This window comes from Pseudomonas sp. PIC25 (genome assembly GCF_002286785.1).
Taxonomy (GTDB): Bacteria; Pseudomonadota; Gammaproteobacteria; order Pseudomonadales; family Pseudomonadaceae; genus Pseudomonas_M.
On record NZ_MUJY01000145.1, the window covers coordinates 1 to 20,197 of the forward strand.

The window sequence follows — 20,197 nt, forward strand, 5'->3', positions numbered from 1 at the left end:
AAGCCCGGCCCGCCGATGCCCAGGCTTCGCGACGCTTCTGGCAGCGACGGACGGATTCGCGCCAGGCTGCTTTCCAGCGGTCCGTAGGCCACCGCCATGAAACGGATCAAGTAGGCCAGCAGCAAGGCGGCCAGACTGCCCAGCAACAATGGCTTGCCGGAGCCGCCGAGCCAGGTGGATAACGGGATCACCAGCTCACGGTCGAGGTAGCTGAACGCCCACATGATCGCCACCGCCAGCACCGACCCGGGTAGCGCATAGCCGAGATTGGCCAGCCCGACCGCCGACCGGATCGACCGGGTCGGTGCCAGGCGGCGGGCGAATGCCAGCAGCAAGGCGACGCCCACGGTAATCGCCGCGGCCGTGCCGCCGAGGTAGAGGGTATGCAGGATCAGGCCGGTGTAGCGTTCGTCCAGGTCGAAACGGCCGCGCTGCCAGAACCACACCAGTAGTTGCATGACCGGAATGACGAACGCACAGAGGAAGACCAGCCCGCACCAGGCGCTGGCCGCCAGGGCCTTGAAACCGCGCAGGTGGTACAACGCCTTGCCGCGTGGCCGCTCGTTGGCCGGGCGTGCCGCTCCCCGGGCCCGGTGCTCGCCATAGAGCACCAGCATCACAGCCAGCAGCAGCAGACTGGCCAATTGCGTCGCGCTGGACAGGCTGAAGAAGCCGTACCAAGTCTTGTAGATAGCGGTGGTGAACGTATCGAAATTGAACACCGATACGGCACCGAAATCCGCCAGGGTTTCCATGATAGCCAGGGCCAGGCCGGCACCGATGGCCGGGCGCGCCATCGGCAGGGCGACGCGCCAGAATGCCTGCCAGGGCGACTGACCGAGCACGCGCGCCGCCTCCATCAGGCCCTTGCCCTGGGCGAGAAAGGCGGTACGGGCGAGCAGGTAGACGTAGGGGTAGAACACTAGCACCAGAACCGTGATCACTCCGGCAGTGGAGCGGACACGCGGCAGGCGCAGGCCGCTGCCGAACCACTCGCGCAGCAGGCTTTGCACCGGGCCGGCGAAATCCAGCAGGCCAACGAAAACGAACGCCAGCACGTAGGCGGGAATGGCGAACGGCAGCATCAGCGCCCAGTCCAGCCAGCGCCGCCCGGGAAATTCGCAAAGACTGGTGAGCCAGGCCAGACTCACGCCGAGCACGGTCACACCGCAGCCGACGCCCAGCACCAGCACCAGCGTGTTGCCCAGCAGGCGCGGCAGCTGGGTATCCCAGAGGTGCGCCCAGATTTCACGGTCCACCGTATGCCAGGACAGCACCAGCACGCTCAGCGGCAGCAATACCAGGGCTGCGATGGCAAAGGCGATGGGATACCAGCGGCGCTGGGCAGGATGGGCCACGAAAGGGTCCTCGGAACACGAAAATGACAACGCCCCGACCAGGCGGGGCGTCGAAGTAAAACAGGCGCAAGCTGCAAGCTGCAAGCTGCAAGCTGCAAGCTGCAAGCTGCAAGCTGCAAGCTGCAAGCTGCAAGCGAATCAGTGTGAGGGAGGAGCTGGCGCCATCGTTAAAGCACCTACCGCTTCTACTTGCCGCTTGTGGCTTGCAGCTTATTTAGTTCCAACCCGCCCGATCCATCAGCTTGATGGCTTCGGCCTGACGCTTGCCGGCCACTTCCACCGGGATGCTGTCGGCCTTGAAACTGCCCCAGGCGGCGACTTCTTCGGAAGCCGGCACTTTCGGGTTGGCCGGGAATTCCTGGTTGAGGCCGGCGAACAGGCCCTGGGCCTCTTCGCTGGTCATCCACTCGAGCAGCTTCTGCGCAGCCTCGGCATGGGGCGCATGCTGGGTCACGCCAGCGCCGGACAGGTTGACGTGCACGCCACGGTCGGCCTGGTTCGGCCAGAACAGGCGCACTTTCAGGTCCGGCTGCTGCTTGTGCAGACGGCCGAAGTAATAGGTGTTGACCAGTCCAACATCGCATTGGCCGGCATCGATGGCCTGCAACAGGGCGGTATCGTCGGCGAAGGGATCGGTCGCCAGGTTGTTCACCCAGCCCTTGAGGATTTCCTCGGTCTTGGCCGCGCCATGGGTTTCGATCAGGGTAGCGGTCAGCGATTGGTTGTAGACCTTCTTACTGGTCCGCAGGCACAGACGGCCTTCCCAGTTCTTGTCGGCGAGGGCCTCGTAGGTGGACAGCTCTTCCGGCTTCACCCGCTCGGTGGAGTAGGCGATGGTCCGCGCCCGCAGCGACAAGCCGGTCCAGGCGCCGCTGGTGGCACGGTACTGGGAGGGGATATTGGCTTCGATGACCGGAGACTTGAGCGGCTTGAGCACGCCTTCCTGCTCAGCTTGCCAGAGGTTGCCGGCGTCCACGGTGATCAGCATGTCGGCGGGCGTATTGGCGCCTTCGGCTTTCAGGCGCTCCAGCAGCGGGGCTTCCTTGTCGGTGATGAACTTGACCTTGACGCCGGTCTTGGCGGTGTACTGGTCGAAGACCGGCTTGATCAGCTCATCGATGCGCGAGCTGTACACCACGATCTCGTCGGCGGCCTGGGAAATGCCCGACAGGGCGGTGAGCGCGACAACGGCGAACACACTCTTCTTCAACGACATGGAATGGCCTCTCGCTTCGTTATTATCGGACTGAATGATAGTGAATGGCATTTAGCCTCTCAACCGATGATAAGTCGCAAGTGCAACCAAGTATTGCTTCAGAGCAATAGTCCGCGCGGTGGCGCTCAGGCGCGCGCCAGCTCCGGCAGGTCTCCCGACAGGCCGAGCGCCTGGCGCACGAACAGGGCCTTGGCTTCTGGCAGGCCGTCGACCCAGTTGAGCCCGGCGTTGCGCGCCCAGCGCACCGGCAGCGGATCGGCCTGGAACAGCCGCTCGAACCCCTCCATCGCCGCCATCATCGCCAGGTTGTGCGGCATACGGCGCCGCTCGAACCGGCTCAGGACCCGCACATCGGCCAAACGCTCACCGCGCTCCAGCGCGTGTAGCAGAACTTCGCCCAGCACCGCCACGTCGAGGAAACCCAGGTTCACGCCTTGGCCGGCCAAGGGATGGATGGTGTGGGCGGCATCGCCGATCAACGCCAGTCCGGGTTCGACATAGCGCTTGGCATGGCGCTGGCGCAGCGGAATGCACAGGCGCGGATCGGCCTGCCGCACCTCACCCAGTCGCCACTCGAACGCCTTGCCCAGCTCACGACAGAACGCCGCCTCGTCCAATGCCATCAGGCGACCCGCCTCGCCGGGAGTGGCCGACCAGACGATCGAGCACCAGTGCTCATCCTCGCCCTGCATCAGCGGCAGGAAGGCCAGCGGGCCATCGTCGGTGAAACGCTGCCAGGCGGTACGCTGGTGGGGCTGCTCGCAGCGCACGCTGGTGACGATGGCGTGGTGCAGGTAATCCCATTCGCGGGTCGCGCAGCCAGCCAGCCGGCGCACGGCGGAATTGGCGCCGTCGGCGGCGATCAACAGGGGCGTGCGCAACTGGCGCCCGTCGGCCAGGGTCAGCAGCCAATCGTCGCCAGAGCGGCGCAACTGTTCGAGACGAGCATTGGGCAACAGGCCGATGCCGCTGTCGTGCAGACGATCCAGCAACGCATCCTGTACTACCCGGTTCTCGACGATATGGCCCAGCACCTCGGCGTGCACACTGGCAGCGGAGAAATGGATGCTCCCGGTGCCGGAACCATCCCAGACCTGCATTTCGCCATAGGGGCTGACGCGCCGGGCGGCCATACCCTGCCAGGCACCGAGGCGTTCGAGAATCCGCTGGCTGGCGGCCGACAGTGCACTGACCCGTGGTTCGAATGCCGCCTGCCGGTCGAAGGCCTTGACGCTCAGCGGTCCGCCATCCAGTAGAAGGATGTCCAGTCCGCTGTGCTCCAGGGCAAGGGCCAGGGCGCTGCCGACCATACCGGCGCCGACGATGATCAGATCCGCTTGCATGTTCATTCCTTACACGGCCTGCCCGGCCCGCCGCAGCAACCGTACATAGAGAGTGTTCGGCACTCGCGTGCCCGCTTCCGCCCGTTCTGCCTTTTTCAATCGACGCGCGTTCCCAGCCCCATGGCCTGGCGAGCGAACCAGCGCTTGGCCGGCGGCAGCAGGTCGAGACCGAGCAGGCCGAGATTGCGCCCGGCGGCGAGAAGAGGCTCGCCATTGGAGAACAGGCGGGTTACGCGGTCGGAGAAGCCAACCGTGAGCTCCTGATCCAATTGCTGGCTGTCGCGGTACTGCTGCAGGGTGGCGAAGTCACCGAGCGGTTTCTGGCTCTGCAGGAGCGTTTCGGCCAGCGCCAGGGTATCGCGCAGGGACAGGTTGTAGCCCTGCCCGGCAATCGGATGCAGGCTGTGCGCGGCATTGCCCAACACCACCAGATGCGGACGCACCTGTTCCTGGGCTTCGATCAGCGACAGCGGGTAGAGATGGCGCACGCCGACCTGGCGGAAGGCGCCGAGGCGATAACCGAACCCCTGCTGCAACTCGGCTAGGAAGGCCGCGTCGTTCAGCCCCATCAAGCGGCCGGCATCGGATGCGGGACGGGTCCAAACCAGGGCACAGCGATTCTCCGGCAACGGCAGCAGCGCCATGGGCCCTTCGTCGGTGAAACGCTCGAAGGCCTGGCCGCGATGCGCCTCGCTGGGGGTGACGTTGGCGATCAGCGCGCTCTGCCGGTAGGGCCGCTGGCTGATGCCGATGCCCAGTTGCTCGCGCAGACCGGAACGGCCGCCATCGGCCAGCACCGCCAGTTCGCAATCGACCTGGGAATCGTCGTCGAGAGTCAGCCGATAGCCGCCCTCCTGCACCTCCATCCGGGTGACCTGGGCAGGACAGCGCCAGCTCACCACGTCGCGGTCTAGCGCCTGCCAAAGGCACTGCCCCAGCCAGGCGTTTTCGACGACATAGCCCAGCGCCGGAACGCCTTCTTCCAACGCCTGCAGACGCGCAGCACCGAAGCGGCCACGGTCGGAAACATGGATTTGCAGGATGGGCTCGGCACGTTGGGCTATGGCTTGCCAGAGCCCCAGCCGCTCGTAGATACGACGGGTGCCGAAGGACAACGCCGAGGAACGTGCGTCATAGCTGGGCTGGTAGCTGTCGCCCGGCGCAAACGGCTCGATCAGCAGAATCCGCCAGCCACGCCCCCGCGCACCTTCCTGCAATGCCAGCGCGAGGCTGGCGCCGACCAACCCGCCGCCGATAATCGCCAGTTGTACGGGCTGCATCAGGCAGCCTCGGTCCGCGCCGCCGCCATCAGGGCCTCGATCTCGGCCACCGTCTTCGGCACGCCGCCGGTAAGGATCTCGCAGCCGGTCTTGGTAACCACCACGTCATCCTCGATGCGCACCCCAATGCCGCGCCATTTCTTGGCGACCTTCTCGTTGTCGGGAGAGATGTAGATACCCGGCTCCACGGTCATCGCCATGCCCGGCTCGAGCACGCGCCATTCGCCGCCGACCTTGTAGTCGCCGACGTCGTGTACATCCATGCCCAGCCAGTGCCCGGCACGGTGCATGTAGAACGCCTTGTAGGCCTCGCTGGCGATCAGCTCGTCGACCTCGCCCTCCAGCAGCCCCAGCTCGACCAGACCTTCGGTGATGACCCGCACGGTGGCTTCGTGGGCTTCGTTCCAATGTTTTCCGGGGGCGATCTGGGGAAACGCCGCTTCCTGGGATTTCAGAACCAGTTCGTAAATGGCTTTCTGCTCGGGACTGAAGCGGCCGTTGACCGGGAAGGTGCGGGTGATGTCGCTGGCGTAGCAGTCGATCTCGCAACCGGCGTCGATCAGCACCAGGTCGCCATCCTTGAGCGGCGCGTCGTTCTCGCGGTAGTGCAGGATGCAGGCATTCCTGCCGGCGGCGACGATGGAGCCGTAGGCCGGCATCTTCGCACCGCCCTTGCGGAATTCGTAGTCCAGCTCGGCTTCCAGGTGGAATTCGTAGAGACCGGGCCGGCTGGTCTGCATGGCCCGCACATGGGCGCGTGCCGAGATGGCCGCCGCCTCGCGCATCACCTTCACCTCGGCGGCCGATTTGTACAGGCGCATGTCGTGCAGCAGGTGGTCGAGCGCGACGAACTCGTTCGGCGGCTGCGCGCCCTGGCGGACCTTGGAGCGGATCACGTTGATCCATTCCATCAGGTGGCGGTCGAATTCGGGGTTACTGCCCATGGCGTAGTAGACCCGCTCACGCCCTTCGATCAGGCCGGGCAGGATGTCGTCGATATCGCCGATGGGGAAGGCATCGTCGGCGCCATAGTCACGGATCGCCCCTTCCTGCCCGGCGCGCAGGCCATCCCAGAGCTCGCGCTCGGGATCGCGTTCGCGGCAGAACAATACGTACTCGCCATGCTCGCGACCGGGAATCAGCGCGATCACCGCCTCCGGCTCGGGAAAACCGCTCAGGTACTGGAAATCGCTGTCCTGGCGATAGACATGCTCGACATCACGGTTGCGGATATAGACAGGCGCCGCCGGCAGGATGGCGATGCTGTTGGGTTCCATCTGCGCCATCAACGCTTTGCGTCGACGGGCGTATTCCGACTTCGGGATGCTGATCATAGGCGGGTTCGGTCCACTCAGTGCAGGGATGGCTTGGGTGCCGGGGCAGCCGGCTTGGCGCATTCGGTGAACAGCAGCAGCGGCGCGACGCGCAGGTATTCCATGACCTCCATGTAGTCGCTCTCGCCGTCTTCCGACTCTTCCAAGGCACTTTGTACCTGGGCGATGGCGGACAGGTCCTGCAGCACTTCCATCGCCTCGGCGGACAGAGCGCCGTCGCGGGCGGTCAGGCCGAAGCCGGCGAGGAACCCCTGGCACCACTGTCCGAGCGCGGCCGCGCGTTCGGTCAGCGGCGCGTCGTCGCCGGGCAGCAGCAGGACGACAGTCATGTCATCGCCGGACAGCTCGCCCTTGACCATCTCCTGCAGGCCGATCAGTGCCTGGCGGACGGAGTCCTGTGGCTCGCTGCCCAGCAGGTCGGCGGCATCCGCCAGCCAGGGCTCCACTTCGAATCCGCTGCCGGCACAACTACGACCCAGCAGCAGGCCATGCAGTTCGGCGGGAGAAACGGGATTCGCACAACCGGAAAGCAATGCGGCAAAAGCGGAATACGGGTTCGAAGTAGGCATGGGCAACTAGGCGGCGGAAGGCGCAATGAATAGAATGAAGGCCACGTATCCTAGCATCGGGCGACGCGCCAAGACCATCGAACCCGCCCGTGTTTGACCCCGTCCGGGGCCGATCCTATATAGTCCAGTCATTTCATCGCCGAAGAGAGCCCATGGAAGACGCCGATCTGCACGCCCTTGCGGCGAAGCTGGAACTCCTGATCCAGCGCGTCGAGCAGTTGAAGGCCCAGAACAGACTCCTGCTGGCGACCGAAAGGGCCTGGCGCGAGGAGCGCGCCCATCTGATCGAAAAGAACGAAATGGCCCGGCTGAAGGTCGAAGCGATGATTTCGCGCCTGAAAGCCCTGGAGCAGGACACATGAACCAGCCGAACACTGTCACCGTGCATATCCTCGACAAGGAATACTGCATCGCCTGTCCGCCCGAGGAACGCGCCAACCTGGAAAGCGCCGCACGCTACCTGGACGGCAAGATGCGGGAAATCCGCTCCAGCGGTAAAGTCATCGGCGCCGACCGTGTTGCCGTGATGGCCGCGCTCAATATCACCCACGACCTGCTGCACAAGCAGCAGCGCCTGGATCAGCAGGTCGACTCGACCCGCGACCAGGTGCGCCACCTGTTGGAAAGAGTCGATCATGCGCTCGCCGCCGATCCGGACGATGGCCAAAGCTGATTGCCTCGCGATGGATTGCGGTATAATCCCCCCCGCTCCCTGGTGTGTGCGCCAGTCGGTGATGTCCCTGAGCCGATACGCACAACCACGGGGGTTGCAAGTTGGGGCCGGTGTGCATGTCCGCCTGACGGAAAGCCTTAACGCCTCCTGCAACCTCCACCTTGAACTTTCGGGTTCAAGGGCTAACCCGACAGCGGCACTTCGGGGGGTCCAGATTCCTGGCTCGCAGCCTGGCCCCGAGGCCGGCTTCGAGCCTTTTCGTTTACACCCTCGCCTTTTCGCCGCCACGGTGACGACATGATCGCCGCCGGCTCGCTCAGCCGTCCGCAACTGCGTCGCCTGCTGCGCCAGGCACGCCGCGCGCTGACGCCCTTGCAGCAGCGCCAGGCCGCCCAGGCCCTCTACCGGCAATTGGCGCAGCATCCGTCGTTCCGCCGCGCCCGGCACATCGCGCTGTACCTGCCCAACGATGGCGAGATCGACCCACGTCCCCTGCTCATCGAAGCCCAGCGCCGCGGCAAGGCCACCTACCTGCCGGTCCTGAAGCCCTGGCCGAGCACCCGCATGACCTTCCAGCGCGTCCGCCCCGGGGATAAATTGCGGCCCAACCGTTTTCGCATCCCGGAACCGCGTCTCGATCCTGCCCACCAACGTAAGGCATGGACACTGGACCTGATTCTGATGCCGCTGGTGGGATTCGACGAACAGGGCGGACGCTTGGGTATGGGCGGCGGCTTCTACGACCGCAGCCTCGCTTATCTGGCAATGCGCAAAAATTGGCACAAACCGACACTGTTGGGGCTTGCCCATGAATGCCAGAAAGTCGATCGCCTGACCTTGGCGAGTTGGGATGTGCCCTTGCAGGCGACAGTGACGGACACCGGCTGGTATCCCGGAGAGGATCGCGCCGCGTCCCTGCGGCACACTTCGATGGACGTCAGGGCTGCGGCTGTGCCTGGATGACCGGCATGTCGCTCTGACGTTCCCACAGGCTCTGGGTGTAACCCGTGGTTACCACGCCCAGGCCGAACAGAATAACGAGTACCCACAACAGATCTGGCTTGCGTTTCATCGATTGCCTCCCCCTTCAAGGCAAACTTGCACGATGACCGACAGCGATTTTTCTTATAGGTCGTACGCCGGCGTCACGCTAAAACCGCGGCATTTTCCGCGAACCCGTCGGTGGGTGCAATTTGTTGCACGAACCGACTGTCGGCCGGACATACGCTGCCGTCCCGACAGGGACCGTCTCCAAGGAGCAAACTTCATGCCTTACTGGTTGATGAAATCCGAACCCGACGAACTGTCGATCCATGACCTCCAGCGCCTCGGCAGGGCACGCTGGGACGGCGTTCGCAACTACCAGGCGCGAAACTTCCTGCGCGCGATGGCGCCGGGCGACTCGTTCTTCTTCTATCACTCCAGTTGCCCCGAGCCCGGCATCGCCGGGATTGCCCGGATAGCGGGGCCGACCTATCCCGACCCCACCGCTCTCGACCCGCAGAGTCCGTATTTCGATGCCAAGGCCAGCCCGGAAAAGAATCCCTGGAGCGCCCTCGACGTGGAGTTCGTCGAAGCCTTCCCGGCGGTCCTGCCGCTGACCCGGCTGCGGGATGAAGCGGCCCTCCAGGACCTCGCACTGGTGAAGAAAGGCAACCGGCTCTCGGTCATGCCGGTCACACCGGAGCAGTGGCAAGCCATACTCGCCCTGCGCTGACGCAGGGAAGGGACGGCGCGCCTGCGGTTGACTCCCGTCAACACGCTCCGGCGCGCCACGCGGCAGACTCGTACTACCGTATCGCAGGACGCATCCATGACACATCGCCCCTCCCGCCTGTTCGTCATCCCGCTGTTGCTGGCGCTGCTCGCCGCTGGTGTCTTCGGCTACTGGAAATCCCTCATTGATCGCCTGCCTGCCGGCCTGGCCATGGGCAATGGCCGCCTCGAAGCCACCGAGGTGCAGGTCGCCAGCAAGCAGCCTGGACGCCTCGCCGAGGTACTGGTGGATGAAGGCGACCGGGTTCGGAAGGGCCAGCTCCTCGCCCGCCTCGATACCCGTACCCTCGAAGCTCAGCGCGCCCAGGCGGAAGCCGAAGTGCTGCGCGCCCGCGAAAACCTGACCGCCAGCGAAGCCAACGTGGCGCTGCGCAACAGCGAGCTGCGCCTGGCCGACCAGGACCTGCGCCGTTTCCGCGAACTGTTCCAGCGCGGGCATACCAGCCGCCAGCAACTCGATCAGCAACAGGCCCGCTTCGACACCGCCAACGCCGCCCTCGACGCAGCCCGCGCCCAGGTGTCCGCCGCCCGCGCCGCGATCGGCGCAGCCGAAGCGCAGGTCGCCCAGCTCACCAGCGAGATCGACGACGCCAGCCTGCGCGCACCGCTCGACGGCCTCGTCCAGTTGCGCCTGGCCGAGCCCGGCGAAGTGCTCGGTGCGGGCGGGCGCGTCCTGCTACTGATCGATCTCGACGACCAGTACATGAATCTCTACCTGCCAGCCGCCCTGGCGGGCCGGCTGACCGTGGGCGACGAAGCGCGCATCCTGCTCGATGCCCTGCCCGAGCAGCCATTGCCAGCGCGGATCAGCTTTGTCGCCGCCAAGTCGCAATTCACCCCCAAGGAAGTGGAAACCCGCGACGAGCGCCAGAAGCTGGTGTTCCGGGTCAAGCTGCGCCTCACCGAACCCGACGCCGTACCCCAGGCCAAGCCCGGCATGCCGGGCGCCGGCTATGTACGCAGCGCCACCGATATCGCCTGGCCGGCCAACCTGCAATGAATGCACTGGCGCTCCGGGCCGAAGGCCTGAGCCACCGCTATGGCGCGCAGCAGGCATTGGAGGATGTCGCCTTCAGCCTGCCGGCGGGGACCCGCTGTGGCCTGATCGGCCCGGATGGCGCCGGCAAGTCCAGCCTGCTCGGCCTGATCGCCGGCGTGAAACGCCTGCAGCACGGTCAACTCGAAGTACTCGGCGGACCGATCACGCAACGCCGCCACCGCGCCAGCCTGTATCCGCGCATCGCCTTCATGCCCCAGGGGCTGGGGCATAACCTGTATCCCGATCTGTCGATCCGCGAAAACATCCACTTCTTCGCCACCCTGTTCGGCCTGAGCCGCAGCGAACGCGAGTCGCGCATGGCGAGTCTGCTAGCCGCCACCGACCTGGCGCGCTTCGCCGACCGGCCGGCGGGCAAGCTCTCCGGCGGGATGAAACAGAAACTAGGCCTCTGCTGTGCGCTGATCCACGAGCCGGACCTGCTGATCCTCGACGAACCGACCACCGGGGTCGACCCCTTGTCCCGACGACGCTTCTGGGAACTGGTCGAGCGGGTGCGCAGCGAGCGCCCGCAACTGACGCTGCTGGTGGCCACCGCCTACATGGAAGAGGCCGAGCAGTTCGAGCGCTGCCTGATGCTCGACCGTGGCCATCTGATCGCCGCCGGGCACACCGCCGAGCTGGCGGCGGTCACGGCCAGCGGCCGCCTGGACGATGCCTTCACCCACTTCCAGGGCGAACAGGCGAAGCAAAACGAGCCCCTGCATATTCCGCCGCTGGTGACGGACGCCGGCGAGATCGCCATCGAAGCCCGCGACCTGACCCTGCGCTTCGGCGATTTCACGGCTGTGGACAAGGTCAGCTTCGCCATCCGGCGCGGCGAGATCTTCGGCTTCCTCGGCTCCAACGGCTGCGGCAAGACCACCACCATGAAGGTGTTAACCGGACTGTTGCCGGCCAGCGAAGGCGAAGCCAGCCTGCTCGGCCGACCGGTGGACGCCAAGGACCTGGCGACGCGCAAGCGGGTCGGCTTCATGTCGCAGAGCTTTTCCCTGTACGGGGAGCTGAGCGTCCGGCAGAACCTCGAATTGCATGCCCGGCTATTCGACCTCCCAAGCGCCGAAGGACGCGCACGCAGTCAGCGGTTGATCGAGCGCTTCGGCCTGGCCGAGCATGCCGCGGAGCGGGCCGGCGAGTTGCCGCTCGGGCTGCGCCAGCGGCTATCCCTCGCGGTAGCCGTGATCCATGGCCCGGAAGTATTGATCCTCGACGAGCCCACCTCCGGTGTCGACCCGGCGGCCCGCGACGACTTCTGGCGGTTACTGGTGGAGCTGTCCCGCGACCAGGGCGTGACGATCTTCCTCTCCACCCACTTCATGAACGAAGCCGAGCGCTGCGACCGTATCTCACTGATGCACGCGGGCCGGGTGCTCGCCTGCGATACGCCGGCGGCACTGCAACGGCAGTTCCAGGGGGAGTCCTTGGAAGCCGCCTTCGTGCGCTGCCTGGAGCAGGCCCAGCAGAGCCAGGAACCGGAACCGTCCGCCCGCACCGAGCTGCCGACTGCCACCCCCACCGCTGCCCGGGTGCGCCACGGCTTCAGCCTGCGCCGCCTGCGCGCCGTGGCGCGCCGCGAGAGCATGGAGCTGGCGCGGGATCGGGTACGCCTGGCCTTCGCCCTGTTCGGTGCTTTGCTGATGATGGTGATCTTCGGCTACGGCATCTCCCTGGATGTGGAAAACCTCGCCTTCGCCGCCTTCGATCAGGACCAGTCGCCGCAGAGCCGTGCCTACCTGGAAGCGTTCCGCGGCTCCCGCTACTTCGAGGAACACGCGCCGATACGCAGCAACGCCGAACTGCACCGTCGCCTGCAACGCTCGGAGATCAAGCTGGCCCTGGAAATCCCCCCGGGCTTCGGCCGCGACCTGTATGCCGGCCGGCAGCCGGAAGTCGGCGCCTGGCTCGATGGCGGCATGCCGTTCCGCGCCGAAACCAGCCGCAACTACGTCGAAGCGGTGCACCAGGAAAACCTCCAGCGCATGGTCGCCGAAAGCGCCAATGCCGCGGCCGCGTCGCCCCTCGCCAAGCTGGAGACACGCTTCCGCTACAACCAGGACGTGGTCAGCGTGAACGCCATCGGTCCGGGCGTGATGGCACTGATCCTGGTATTCATCCCGGCGATGCTGACGGCGCTCGGCGTGGTCCGCGAGAAGGAGCTGGGGTCGATCACCAACTTCTACGCAACACCATTGACCCGCCTGGAGTTCCTCATCGGCAAGCAACTGCCCTACATCGCGGTGAGCCTGCTCAACCTGGCCATGCTGGTGGCAATCAACCGCTGGCTGTTCGGCGTACCCTTCAAGGGCAGCGCGCTGGCCCTCGCCGTGGGCGGGCTGCTCTACGTGTTCGCCACCACCGCCCTGGGCCTGCTGATTTCCGCCTTCACCCGCACCCAGATCGCCGCGATTCTCGGCACCATGATCGTCAGCACCCTGCCGACCATCCAATTCTCCGGCCTGATCGTTCCGCGCGCATCGCTGGACGGCGGCGCCGCCCTCATGGGCCAACTATTCCCGGCCGGCTACTTCCTCGACATCGCCGTCGGCACCTTCACCAAGGCCCTCGGCCTGCGGGAGCTATGGCCGCAATGCCTGGCCCTGGGCGCCACCTTCCTGATCTTCACCAGCGCAGGCGTACTCCTGCTGAAGAAGCAGGAGAACTGACATGGAGAAGTTCGCCCATATCTTCCGCCTCGGCCTGAAGGAACTCACCAGCCTGCGCCACGACAGCGTGCTGCTGTTGTTCATGGTGTATGCCTTCAGTGTGGCCATCTACATGCCCGCCTCCGGCTCAGTGATCGGTGTGCACAACGCCAGCGTCGCCATCGTCGACGAAGACCACAGCCAGGTTTCCCGGCAACTGGCGGAAGCCCTGCAACCACCGGAGTTCCAACCACCCGTTCCACTCGCCTACGAGCGGATCGACCAAGCCCTGGACGACGGCGAGCACACCTTCGTCATCGACATCCCGGCCGGTTTCCAGGCCGATCTGTTGGCCGGACGCGAACCGGCGATCCAGATCAACGTGGATGCCACCGCCATGAGCCAGGCGTTCATGGGCGCCGGCTACATCGGCCGGATCTTCCAGCGCGAGCTGGCCACCTACGGGAGCCGCGGCCAAGCCGCCAGCCAGCCGCCCGTCGCCTTGACCAGCCGCGCGTTGTTCAACGCCAACCTGGAGAGCGGCTGGTTCCTGGCGATCATCCAGATCGTCAACAACATCACCATCCTCGCTGTGCTGCTCACCGGGACGGCGCTGCTGCGCGAACGCGAGCACGGCACCCTCGATCACCTGCTGGTGCTGCCATTGACGGCGCTGGAAATCATGCTGGCGAAGATCGGCAGCAACGCTCTGGTGGTGGTGTTCTGCACTTGGCTGTCGCTGGAACTGGTGGTGAAGAAGGCACTGGGCGTGCCCCTGGCCGGATCGATCACGCTGTTCCTGGGGGTCACGGCGCTCTACCTGTTCGCCTGCACGGCGCTGGGCATCTTCCTCGCGACGCTGGCGCGCTCGATACCGCAGTTCGGCCTGTTGTGCATCCCGGTGATCATCCCCATGCTGCTGCTGTCCGGCGGCAGCACGCCGATGGAAAGCATGCCGCAGTGGTTGCAGTGGGTCATGCACTGCTCGCCGTCGACCCACTATGTCAGCCTGTCCACGGCGATCCTCTTCCGCGATGCCGGGCCGAGTGTAGTGTGGATGAATCTCGCCGCGCTGACGGCGATCGGACTGGCGTTCTTCTTCGTGGCTCTGGCGCGTTTCCGCAGGAGCCTGGCGGCCTGAGCGGTCCGGGTTTACTGGATGATCAGGTTGTTGAACAGCAGGTCATCCACCAACGGCTTGCCTTCTTCCTGTTCCAGCACTTGCTGGACCTGCTTCAGCGCCTCCTGCCGCAGGGCCTCCTTGGCTTCGACGCTACCCAGGGTCTCATCGGTCTGCTGGGAAAACAGCATGACCAACTGGTTACGGATCAACGGCTCGTGATGCTCGACCCTGGCCGCCGCGTCGGCTCCGGTGACACGTAACGAAACATCGGCCTTGTAGTACTTGAGCTTGGGGCCGGATCCATAGTTGCCCACCAGTGCTGGCGTCAGACCGATGTAGGAAACCTGCGGCGCCTTGTCATCGGCTTTTTCCTCGCTAGCTACGGCCGTGATCGGCAGCGACAGAGCAAACAGCAGGGCGATCAGGGTTTTCACGAAAGAGGCTCCTCGAAGACGTGTGGGCAAGCATAACCAGTCGAGGCCCAACGCCCAAGCCTGAAGCTTATGCCAGCCCATCAGGCGGGGCCATGCTCGTTGACCAAGCCCCTCGCCCACCTACACTGCCGGGTCATAACAAAACAAAGGAATCGCCCATGAAAGCCGTGCTGTGCAAAGCCTTCGGCCCCGCCGAAAGCCTGGTGCTGGAAGACATTTCCAGCCCCGAACCGAAGAAGAACGAAATCCTCCTGGACGTACATGCCGCCGGGGTCAACTTCCCGGATACGCTGATCATCGAGGGCAAATACCAGTTCAAACCGCCCTTCCCCTTCTCCCCCGGCGGCGAGGCGGCCGGCGTGGTGGCAGCGGTCGGCGAGAAGATCCAACACGTCAAACCCGGCGACCGGGTGATGGCCTTGACCGGCTGGGGCAGCTTCGCCGAACAGGTGGCCGTGCCCGGCTACAACGTGATGCCGATCCCCGCCGGAATGGACTTCGAGACCGCGGCGGCCTTCGGCATGACCTACGGCACCTCCATGCATGCGCTCAAGCAGCGCGCCAACCTGCAACCGGGCGAAACCCTGCTGGTGCTTGGCGCTTCCGGTGGCGTCGGGCTGGCCGCGGTGGAAATCGGCAAGGCCATGGGCGCCCGGGTGATCGCCGCCGCCAGCAGCGCGGAGAAACTGGAAGTCGCCAAGCGAGCCGGCGCAGACGAGCTGATCGACTACTCGGCGAGCAGCCTCAAGGAAGAAGTGAAGAAACTCACCGGCGGCCAGGGCGCCGACGTGATCTACGACCCGGTGGGCGGCGACCTGTTCGACGAGGCCATCCGCAGCATCGCCTGGAACGGCCGTCTGTTGGTGGTCGGTTTCGCCAGCGGGCGCATTCCCGAGCTACCGGTAAACCTGGCGCTGCTCAAGGGCGCCGCGGTGGTCGGCGTATTCTGGGGCTCGTTCGCCCAGCGCCAGCCGCAGGACAACCTGGCCAACTTCCAGCAACTGTTCGCCTGGCACGCCGAAGGCAAGTTGAAGCCGCTGGTGTCCCAGACCTTCCCGCTGGAGCGGGCAGCCGACGCCATCAACGCCCTGGGCCAGCGCAAGGCCGTGGGCAAGGTCGTCGTCAAAGTGCGCTAAAAGCAAGCGGCAAGCTACAAGCCTCAAGCGGTAAGGCAAAGCAGGCGTTTGGTGACAGAGTGAGGTTGGCCCTCACTCTGAGCCGCTTAACGAGGCGCATAGGCGAACACATCGGCTCGCATCTGGTGGGCGTCCATTCCGGCTTCCACCAGGGCGTCCAGCGTCGCGTAGACCATTGCCGGCGAGCCACTGGCGTAGACGTGCAGGGGCTTGAGGTCCTTGAAGTCCTCGCGGACCGCCTCATGCAGCAGTCCACAGCGCCCATCCCAGCCGCAGGCATCGCTGACCACCTTGTGCAGGTGCAGATTGGGCAGGCTCCGCCATTCGTCCCAGTGCGACAACTGGTAGAAGTCCTCGGGCCGGCGCACACCCCAATACAGGTGCACCGGGTGGGCGAAGCCGGAGGCGCGGCAGTATTCGATCAGGCTGTGCATCTGGGCCATGCCGGTCCCGGCGGCGATCAGCACCAGCGGGCCATCCGGCAACTCGGCGAGGTGGGTGTCGCCGAACGGCAGTTGGACGCTCGCCATGCCATCGCGGCGCAACTGCTCGATCAAGCGGATCGCGCTGGGTTCGCGGGCCAGGATGTGCAACTCCAGTTCGCGGCCGGACAAGGGCGAAGAAGCCAGGGAGAAGGCCGACGACTCGCCGTCGTCCCGCCGCAGCAACAGGTACTGCCCGGCGTGGTAGCGGGGCGGTTTGCCGGCCGGGGTGCGCAGGCAAACGCGGTATACGTCGCCGCCCACGTTGCGGCATTCGGACACCTGGCAGCTCAGCTCGCGCACCGGCAGCTCGCCGGGCGCCATCACGCCGTCCCAGTGCAGTACACAGTCTTCCAGGGGCTCGGCGATGCAGGTGAACAGCTCGCCATGATCCAGCGCCACACCGTTCTGTCGCACGCGCCCTTCCACCAGCAACGCGGCGCAGACGTGGCAGTTGCCGTTACGGCAGCTTTGCGGGCAGTCGTAGCCAAGGCGCCGGGTGGCATCCAGGATGCGCTCGCCGGGTCGTACCTCCAGCACCGCACCGGAGGGTTGCAAGGTCACTTTCATCGTTCTTCTCGTCGCTCGGCTCTCATGGCCGATGCCGGGCGCCGGCGAACCGGCGCCTGTCGGGTGAATCAATCGATATCCAGGCTGGCCCAGAGTTCGTCGACGCGGCGTTTGACTGCCTCATCCTGAACGATAGCCCGCCCCCACTCCCGGTTGGTCTCGCCCGGCCATTTGTGCGTCGCGTCCAGGCCCATCTTCGAGCCGAGCCCGGAAACCGGCGAGGCGAAGTCCAGGTAGTCGATCGGCGTGTTGTCGATCAGCACCGTGTCGCGCTTGGGGTCCATGCGTGTGGTGATGGCCCAGATCACATCGTTCCAGTCACGCGCGTTGACGTCGTCGTCGGTGACTATGACGAACTTGGTGTACATGAACTGTCGCAAAAACGACCAGACACCCAGCATCACGCGCTTGGCGTGCCCCGGGTACTGCTTCTTCATGGTCACCACCGCCATGCGATAGGAACAGCCTTCCGGCGGCAGGTAGAAGTCAGTGATTTCCGGGAACTGTTTCTGCAGGATCGGCACGAAGACTTCGTTCAGCGCCACGCCGAGGATCGCCGGCTCATCCGGCGGGCGCCCGGTGTAGGTGCTGTGATAGATCGGGTCGCGGCGACGGGTGATGCGCTCGACGGTGAACACCGGGAAACGGTCGACTTCGTTGTAGTAGCCGGTGTGATCGCCATAGGGGCCCTCGTCGGCCATTTCGCCGGGATGAATCACCCCTTCGAGGACGATCTCGGCGCTGGCCGGCACCTGCAAATCGCTGCCACGCGCCTTGACCAGCTCGGTGCGATGGCCGCGCAGCAAGCCGGCGAAGGCATATTCGGACAGGGTGTCCGGCACCGGTGTGACGGCGCCGAGAATGGTCGCCGGATCGGCGCCCAACGCCACGCAGACCGGGTAGGGCTTGTCCGGGTGCTTTTGACACCACTCGCGGTAATCCAGCGCGCCGCCACGGTGGCTCAGCCAGCGCATGATCACCTTGTTGCGGCCGATCACCTGCTGGCGGTAGATGCCGAGGTTCTGCCGCTCCTTGTTGGGTCCCTTGGTGATAGTCAGGCCCCAGGTGATCAGCGGCCCGACGTCACCCGGCCAGCAGGTCTGTACCGGCAGCCTCGACAGGTCGACATCGTCGCCCTCTTCGATCACCTCCTGGCACGGCGCGTCCTTGAGAACCTTGGGCGCCATCGACAGCACCTTGCGATAGATCGGCAGCTTGGACCAGGCGTCCTTGAGACCCTTCGGCGGCTCAGGCTCCTTGAGGAAAGCCAGCAGCTTGCCGATCTCGCGAAGCTCGCCGACATCTTCCGCGCCCATGCCCAGGGCGACCCGCTCCGGCGTACCGAACAGGTTGCCGAGCACCGGAATGGTGTAACCCGTGGGGTTTTCGAACAGCAGCGCCGGCCCGCGCTTGCGCAGGGTCCGGTCGCAGATTTCGGTCATCTCCAGCACCGGCGAAACCGGTGCGGCAACACGCTTCAACTCGCCGCGCTGTTCCAGGGCACTGATAAAGTCGCGCAGATCGCGATACTGCATGCTTGAGCCTCTCGAGGCGTGCAGGTCGGGGCGCAAAGTTTAGCGCCGAACGAGGTTATTCAGAAGGACAGTGCAGAAATGCAAAGGCCGGGAATACCCGGCCTTCGACAGTTCCGAAAAACTTACTTCCGCTTCATCGACTGGAAGAATTCCTCGTTGGTCTTGGTGTCCTTCAGACGGTCGAGGAGGAATTCGATGGCGGCGATCTCGTCCATCGGGTGGAGAATCTTGCGCAGAATCCACATACGCTGCAGCTCTTCCTCGCCGGTCAGCAACTCTTCGCGGCGGGTGCCGGAGCGGTTGATGTTGATGGCGGGGAAAACGCGCTTCTCAGCGATCTTGCGGTCCAGGGGCAGTTCCATGTTGCCGGTGCCCTTGAATTCTTCGTAGATGACTTCGTCCATCTTCGAACCGGTTTCCACCAGCGCGGTGGCAAGGATGGTCAGCGAACCGCCTTCCTCGATGTTGCGCGCGGCGCCGAAGAAGCGCTTGGGCTTCTCCAGGGCATGGGCGTCGACACCACCGGTCAGCACCTTGCCGGAGCTGGGAATCACGGTGTTGTAGGCACGTGCCAGGCGGGTGATGGAGTCGAGCAGGATGACCACGTCCTTCTTGTGCTCGACCAGGCGCTTGGCCTTCTCGATCACCATTTCGGCGACCTGCACGTGGCGGGTCGGCGGCTCGTCGAAGGTGGAGGCGACCACTTCGCCGCGCACGGTGCGCTGCATTTCGGTCACTTCTTCCGGGCGCTCGTCGATCAACAGGACGATCAGGTGGCACTCGGGATTGTTACGGGTGATGTTGGCCGCGATGTTCTGCAGCATGATGGTCTTGCCGGCCTTCGGCGGCGCCACGATCAAGCCACGCTGGCCCTTGCCGATCGGCGCGCAGAGGTCGATCACGCGACCGGTGAGATCCTCGGTGGAGCCGTTGCCGGCTTCCATCTTCAGGCGCTGGTTGGGGAACAGCGGGGTGAGGTTCTCGAAGAGAATCTTGTTCTTCGCGTTTTCCGGGCGGTCGAAGTTGATGGTGTCGACCTTGAGCAGCGCGAAGTAGCGCTCGCCTTCCTTCGGCGGGCGAATCTTGCCAACGATGGTGTCGCCGGTACGCAGGTTGAAGCGGCGGATCTGGCTGGGCGAGACGTAGATGTCGTCCGGGCCAGCCAAGTAGGAGGAATCCGCGGAACGCAGGAAGCCGAAGCCGTCCTGGAGAATCTCCAGCACGCCATCACCGGAGATTTCCTCGCCGCTTTTCGCGTGCTTCTTCAGCAGGGAGAAAATCACATCCTGCTTGCGCGAACGGGCCATGTTCTCCAGGCCCATCTGTTCGGCCATTTCCAGCAGTTCGGTAATCGGCTTTTGCTTGAGTTCGGTCAGGTTCATAAATGATTAAGGTATGAGGGAATAAGAAAGCGTTGAGCTTGGGAAGCCGCGCCGCAAGGAATGGCGACAGGATCGCTGTACTTATTCGAAGAGGGTGCGTTGGCGACGGCATGCAGAGGGCGGCGGAAGGAACCGCTGCAGGCCCGAATGTAACACCGGAGCAACGGAGCGTCTAGTCTCGCGTCAAAGAAAAAGCCCCGCGCAAAGGCGGTAATGCTGTTCACTTAAGCGGAGCAGCCTTCCGATCCACTGGATAGCGGGTCTTCGAAATCTTCACCGTCCTGGGC

The 20,197-nt window shown here is 64.9% G+C and carries 19 protein-coding genes and 1 other RNA gene; 9 read left to right on the forward strand and 11 right to left on the reverse strand.

The window, feature by feature from the left end; translation table 11 throughout:
• The 6 genes from BZL41_RS18080 to BZL41_RS18105 form a co-directional block, all read right to left on the reverse strand.
• Window positions 1–1,358, reverse strand: a 1,358-nt coding sequence (locus BZL41_RS18080; protein ID WP_143518118.1) for an iron ABC transporter permease, incomplete at its 3' end; no start/stop codon positions are given.
• 214 nt (window positions 1,359–1,572) lie between these two features.
• A complete protein-coding gene (locus BZL41_RS18085) occupies window positions 1,573–2,574 on the reverse strand; it encodes a Fe(3+) ABC transporter substrate-binding protein (RefSeq protein WP_084333106.1) in 1,002 nt (333 codons plus the stop codon).
• A gap of 125 nt (window positions 2,575–2,699) precedes the next feature.
• Window positions 2,700–3,917 carry a 2-octaprenyl-3-methyl-6-methoxy-1,4-benzoquinol hydroxylase gene (locus BZL41_RS18090; RefSeq protein WP_095600598.1) on the reverse strand — a complete coding sequence of 406 codons (1,218 nt, stop codon included), beginning with the start codon at window positions 3,915–3,917 and terminating at the stop codon, window positions 2,700–2,702.
• Between the two features lie 95 nt (window positions 3,918–4,012).
• On the reverse strand, window positions 4,013–5,197 hold the full coding sequence (ubiH, locus tag BZL41_RS18095; RefSeq protein ID WP_095600599.1) for a 2-octaprenyl-6-methoxyphenyl hydroxylase: 1,185 nt from the start codon (window positions 5,195–5,197) through the stop codon (window positions 4,013–4,015).
• Window positions 5,197–6,531, reverse strand: a complete 1,335-nt coding sequence (pepP, locus tag BZL41_RS18100; protein ID WP_095600600.1) for a Xaa-Pro aminopeptidase — start codon at window positions 6,529–6,531, stop codon at window positions 5,197–5,199. Before pepP ends, ubiH begins: the two co-directional genes overlap by 1 nt.
• Before the next feature lie 17 nt (window positions 6,532–6,548).
• Entirely contained in the window at window positions 6,549–7,100 is a 552-nt protein-coding gene (locus BZL41_RS18105) for a YecA family protein (protein WP_095600601.1), read from the reverse strand.
• 152 nt (window positions 7,101–7,252) lie between these two features.
• On the opposite strand from BZL41_RS18105, the gene BZL41_RS18110 reads away from it, so the two are divergent.
• The 4 genes from BZL41_RS18110 to BZL41_RS18125 all read left to right on the forward strand — a co-directional run bounded on the left by BZL41_RS18110 (window position 7,253) and on the right by BZL41_RS18125 (window position 8,736).
• Window positions 7,253–7,462, forward strand: a complete 210-nt coding sequence (locus tag BZL41_RS18110; RefSeq protein ID WP_084333115.1) for a TIGR02449 family protein — start codon at window positions 7,253–7,255, stop codon at window positions 7,460–7,462.
• On the forward strand, window positions 7,459–7,773 hold the full coding sequence (locus BZL41_RS18115) for a cell division protein ZapA (protein WP_084333117.1): 315 nt from the start codon (window positions 7,459–7,461) through the stop codon (window positions 7,771–7,773). Before BZL41_RS18110 ends, BZL41_RS18115 begins: the two co-directional genes overlap by 4 nt.
• 33 nt (window positions 7,774–7,806) lie before the next feature.
• Window positions 7,807–7,985, forward strand: a non-coding RNA gene (gene ssrS / locus BZL41_RS18120) — 6S RNA.
• An 85-nt stretch (window positions 7,986–8,070) separates the two neighbouring features.
• Window positions 8,071–8,736, forward strand: coding sequence for a 5-formyltetrahydrofolate cyclo-ligase (locus BZL41_RS18125; RefSeq protein ID WP_095600602.1), 666 nt, complete (start codon window positions 8,071–8,073; stop codon window positions 8,734–8,736).
• On the opposite strand, the gene BZL41_RS29135 is transcribed toward BZL41_RS18125, so the two are convergent.
• Window positions 8,711–8,845 carry a hypothetical protein gene (locus tag BZL41_RS29135; RefSeq protein WP_256578196.1) on the reverse strand — a complete coding sequence of 45 codons (135 nt, stop codon included), beginning with the start codon at window positions 8,843–8,845 and terminating at the stop codon, window positions 8,711–8,713. The two genes, BZL41_RS18125 and BZL41_RS29135, sit on opposite strands and share 26 nt — an antisense overlap.
• A gap of 195 nt (window positions 8,846–9,040) precedes the next feature.
• Here BZL41_RS29135 and BZL41_RS18130 point away from each other — a divergent pair, with 195 nt between their 5' ends.
• The 4 genes from BZL41_RS18130 (at window position 9,041) to BZL41_RS18145 (ending at window position 14,389) form a co-directional block, all read left to right on the forward strand.
• On the forward strand, window positions 9,041–9,490 hold the full coding sequence (locus tag BZL41_RS18130) for an EVE domain-containing protein (RefSeq protein WP_095600603.1): 450 nt from the start codon (window positions 9,041–9,043) through the stop codon (window positions 9,488–9,490).
• A 96-nt stretch (window positions 9,491–9,586) separates the two neighbouring features.
• Window positions 9,587–10,549 (forward strand): HlyD family secretion protein, encoded by a 963-nt coding sequence (locus BZL41_RS18135; RefSeq protein ID WP_095600604.1) that lies wholly within the window; start codon window positions 9,587–9,589, stop codon window positions 10,547–10,549.
• A complete protein-coding gene (gene rbbA, locus BZL41_RS18140) occupies window positions 10,546–13,269 on the forward strand; it encodes a ribosome-associated ATPase/putative transporter RbbA (protein WP_095600605.1) in 2,724 nt (907 codons plus the stop codon). Before BZL41_RS18135 ends, rbbA begins: the two co-directional genes overlap by 4 nt.
• 1 nt (window position 13,270) lies before the next feature.
• Window positions 13,271–14,389, forward strand: coding sequence for an ABC transporter permease (locus BZL41_RS18145; RefSeq protein WP_095600606.1), 1,119 nt, complete (start codon window positions 13,271–13,273; stop codon window positions 14,387–14,389).
• Between the two features lie 11 nt (window positions 14,390–14,400).
• On the opposite strand, the gene BZL41_RS18150 is transcribed toward BZL41_RS18145, so the two are convergent.
• Window positions 14,401–14,769, reverse strand: a complete 369-nt coding sequence (locus BZL41_RS18150; RefSeq protein WP_371916548.1) for a flagellar basal body-associated protein FliL — start codon at window positions 14,767–14,769, stop codon at window positions 14,401–14,403.
• A gap of 194 nt (window positions 14,770–14,963) precedes the next feature.
• Here BZL41_RS18150 and BZL41_RS18155 point away from each other — a divergent pair, with 194 nt between their 5' ends.
• Window positions 14,964–15,941, forward strand: coding sequence for an NADPH:quinone oxidoreductase family protein (locus tag BZL41_RS18155; RefSeq protein WP_095600608.1), 978 nt, complete (start codon window positions 14,964–14,966; stop codon window positions 15,939–15,941).
• Between the two features lie 86 nt (window positions 15,942–16,027).
• On the opposite strand, the gene BZL41_RS18160 is transcribed toward BZL41_RS18155, so the two are convergent.
• From BZL41_RS18160 to rho, 3 genes are all read right to left on the reverse strand, one after another.
• Window positions 16,028–16,993, reverse strand: a complete 966-nt coding sequence (locus tag BZL41_RS18160) for a CDP-6-deoxy-delta-3,4-glucoseen reductase (RefSeq protein WP_095600609.1) — start codon at window positions 16,991–16,993, stop codon at window positions 16,028–16,030.
• A gap of 68 nt (window positions 16,994–17,061) precedes the next feature.
• The gene (ubiD, locus tag BZL41_RS18165) at window positions 17,062–18,528 is read right to left on the reverse strand and encodes a 4-hydroxy-3-polyprenylbenzoate decarboxylase (protein ID WP_095600610.1); all 1,467 of its coding nucleotides are present in this window, start codon (window positions 18,526–18,528) and stop codon (window positions 17,062–17,064) included.
• Window positions 18,529–18,650: 122 nt separating this feature from the next.
• Window positions 18,651–19,910, reverse strand: coding sequence for a transcription termination factor Rho (rho, locus tag BZL41_RS18170; RefSeq protein WP_084333136.1), 1,260 nt, complete (start codon window positions 19,908–19,910; stop codon window positions 18,651–18,653).
• Window positions 19,911–20,197: the final 287 nt, after the last annotated feature.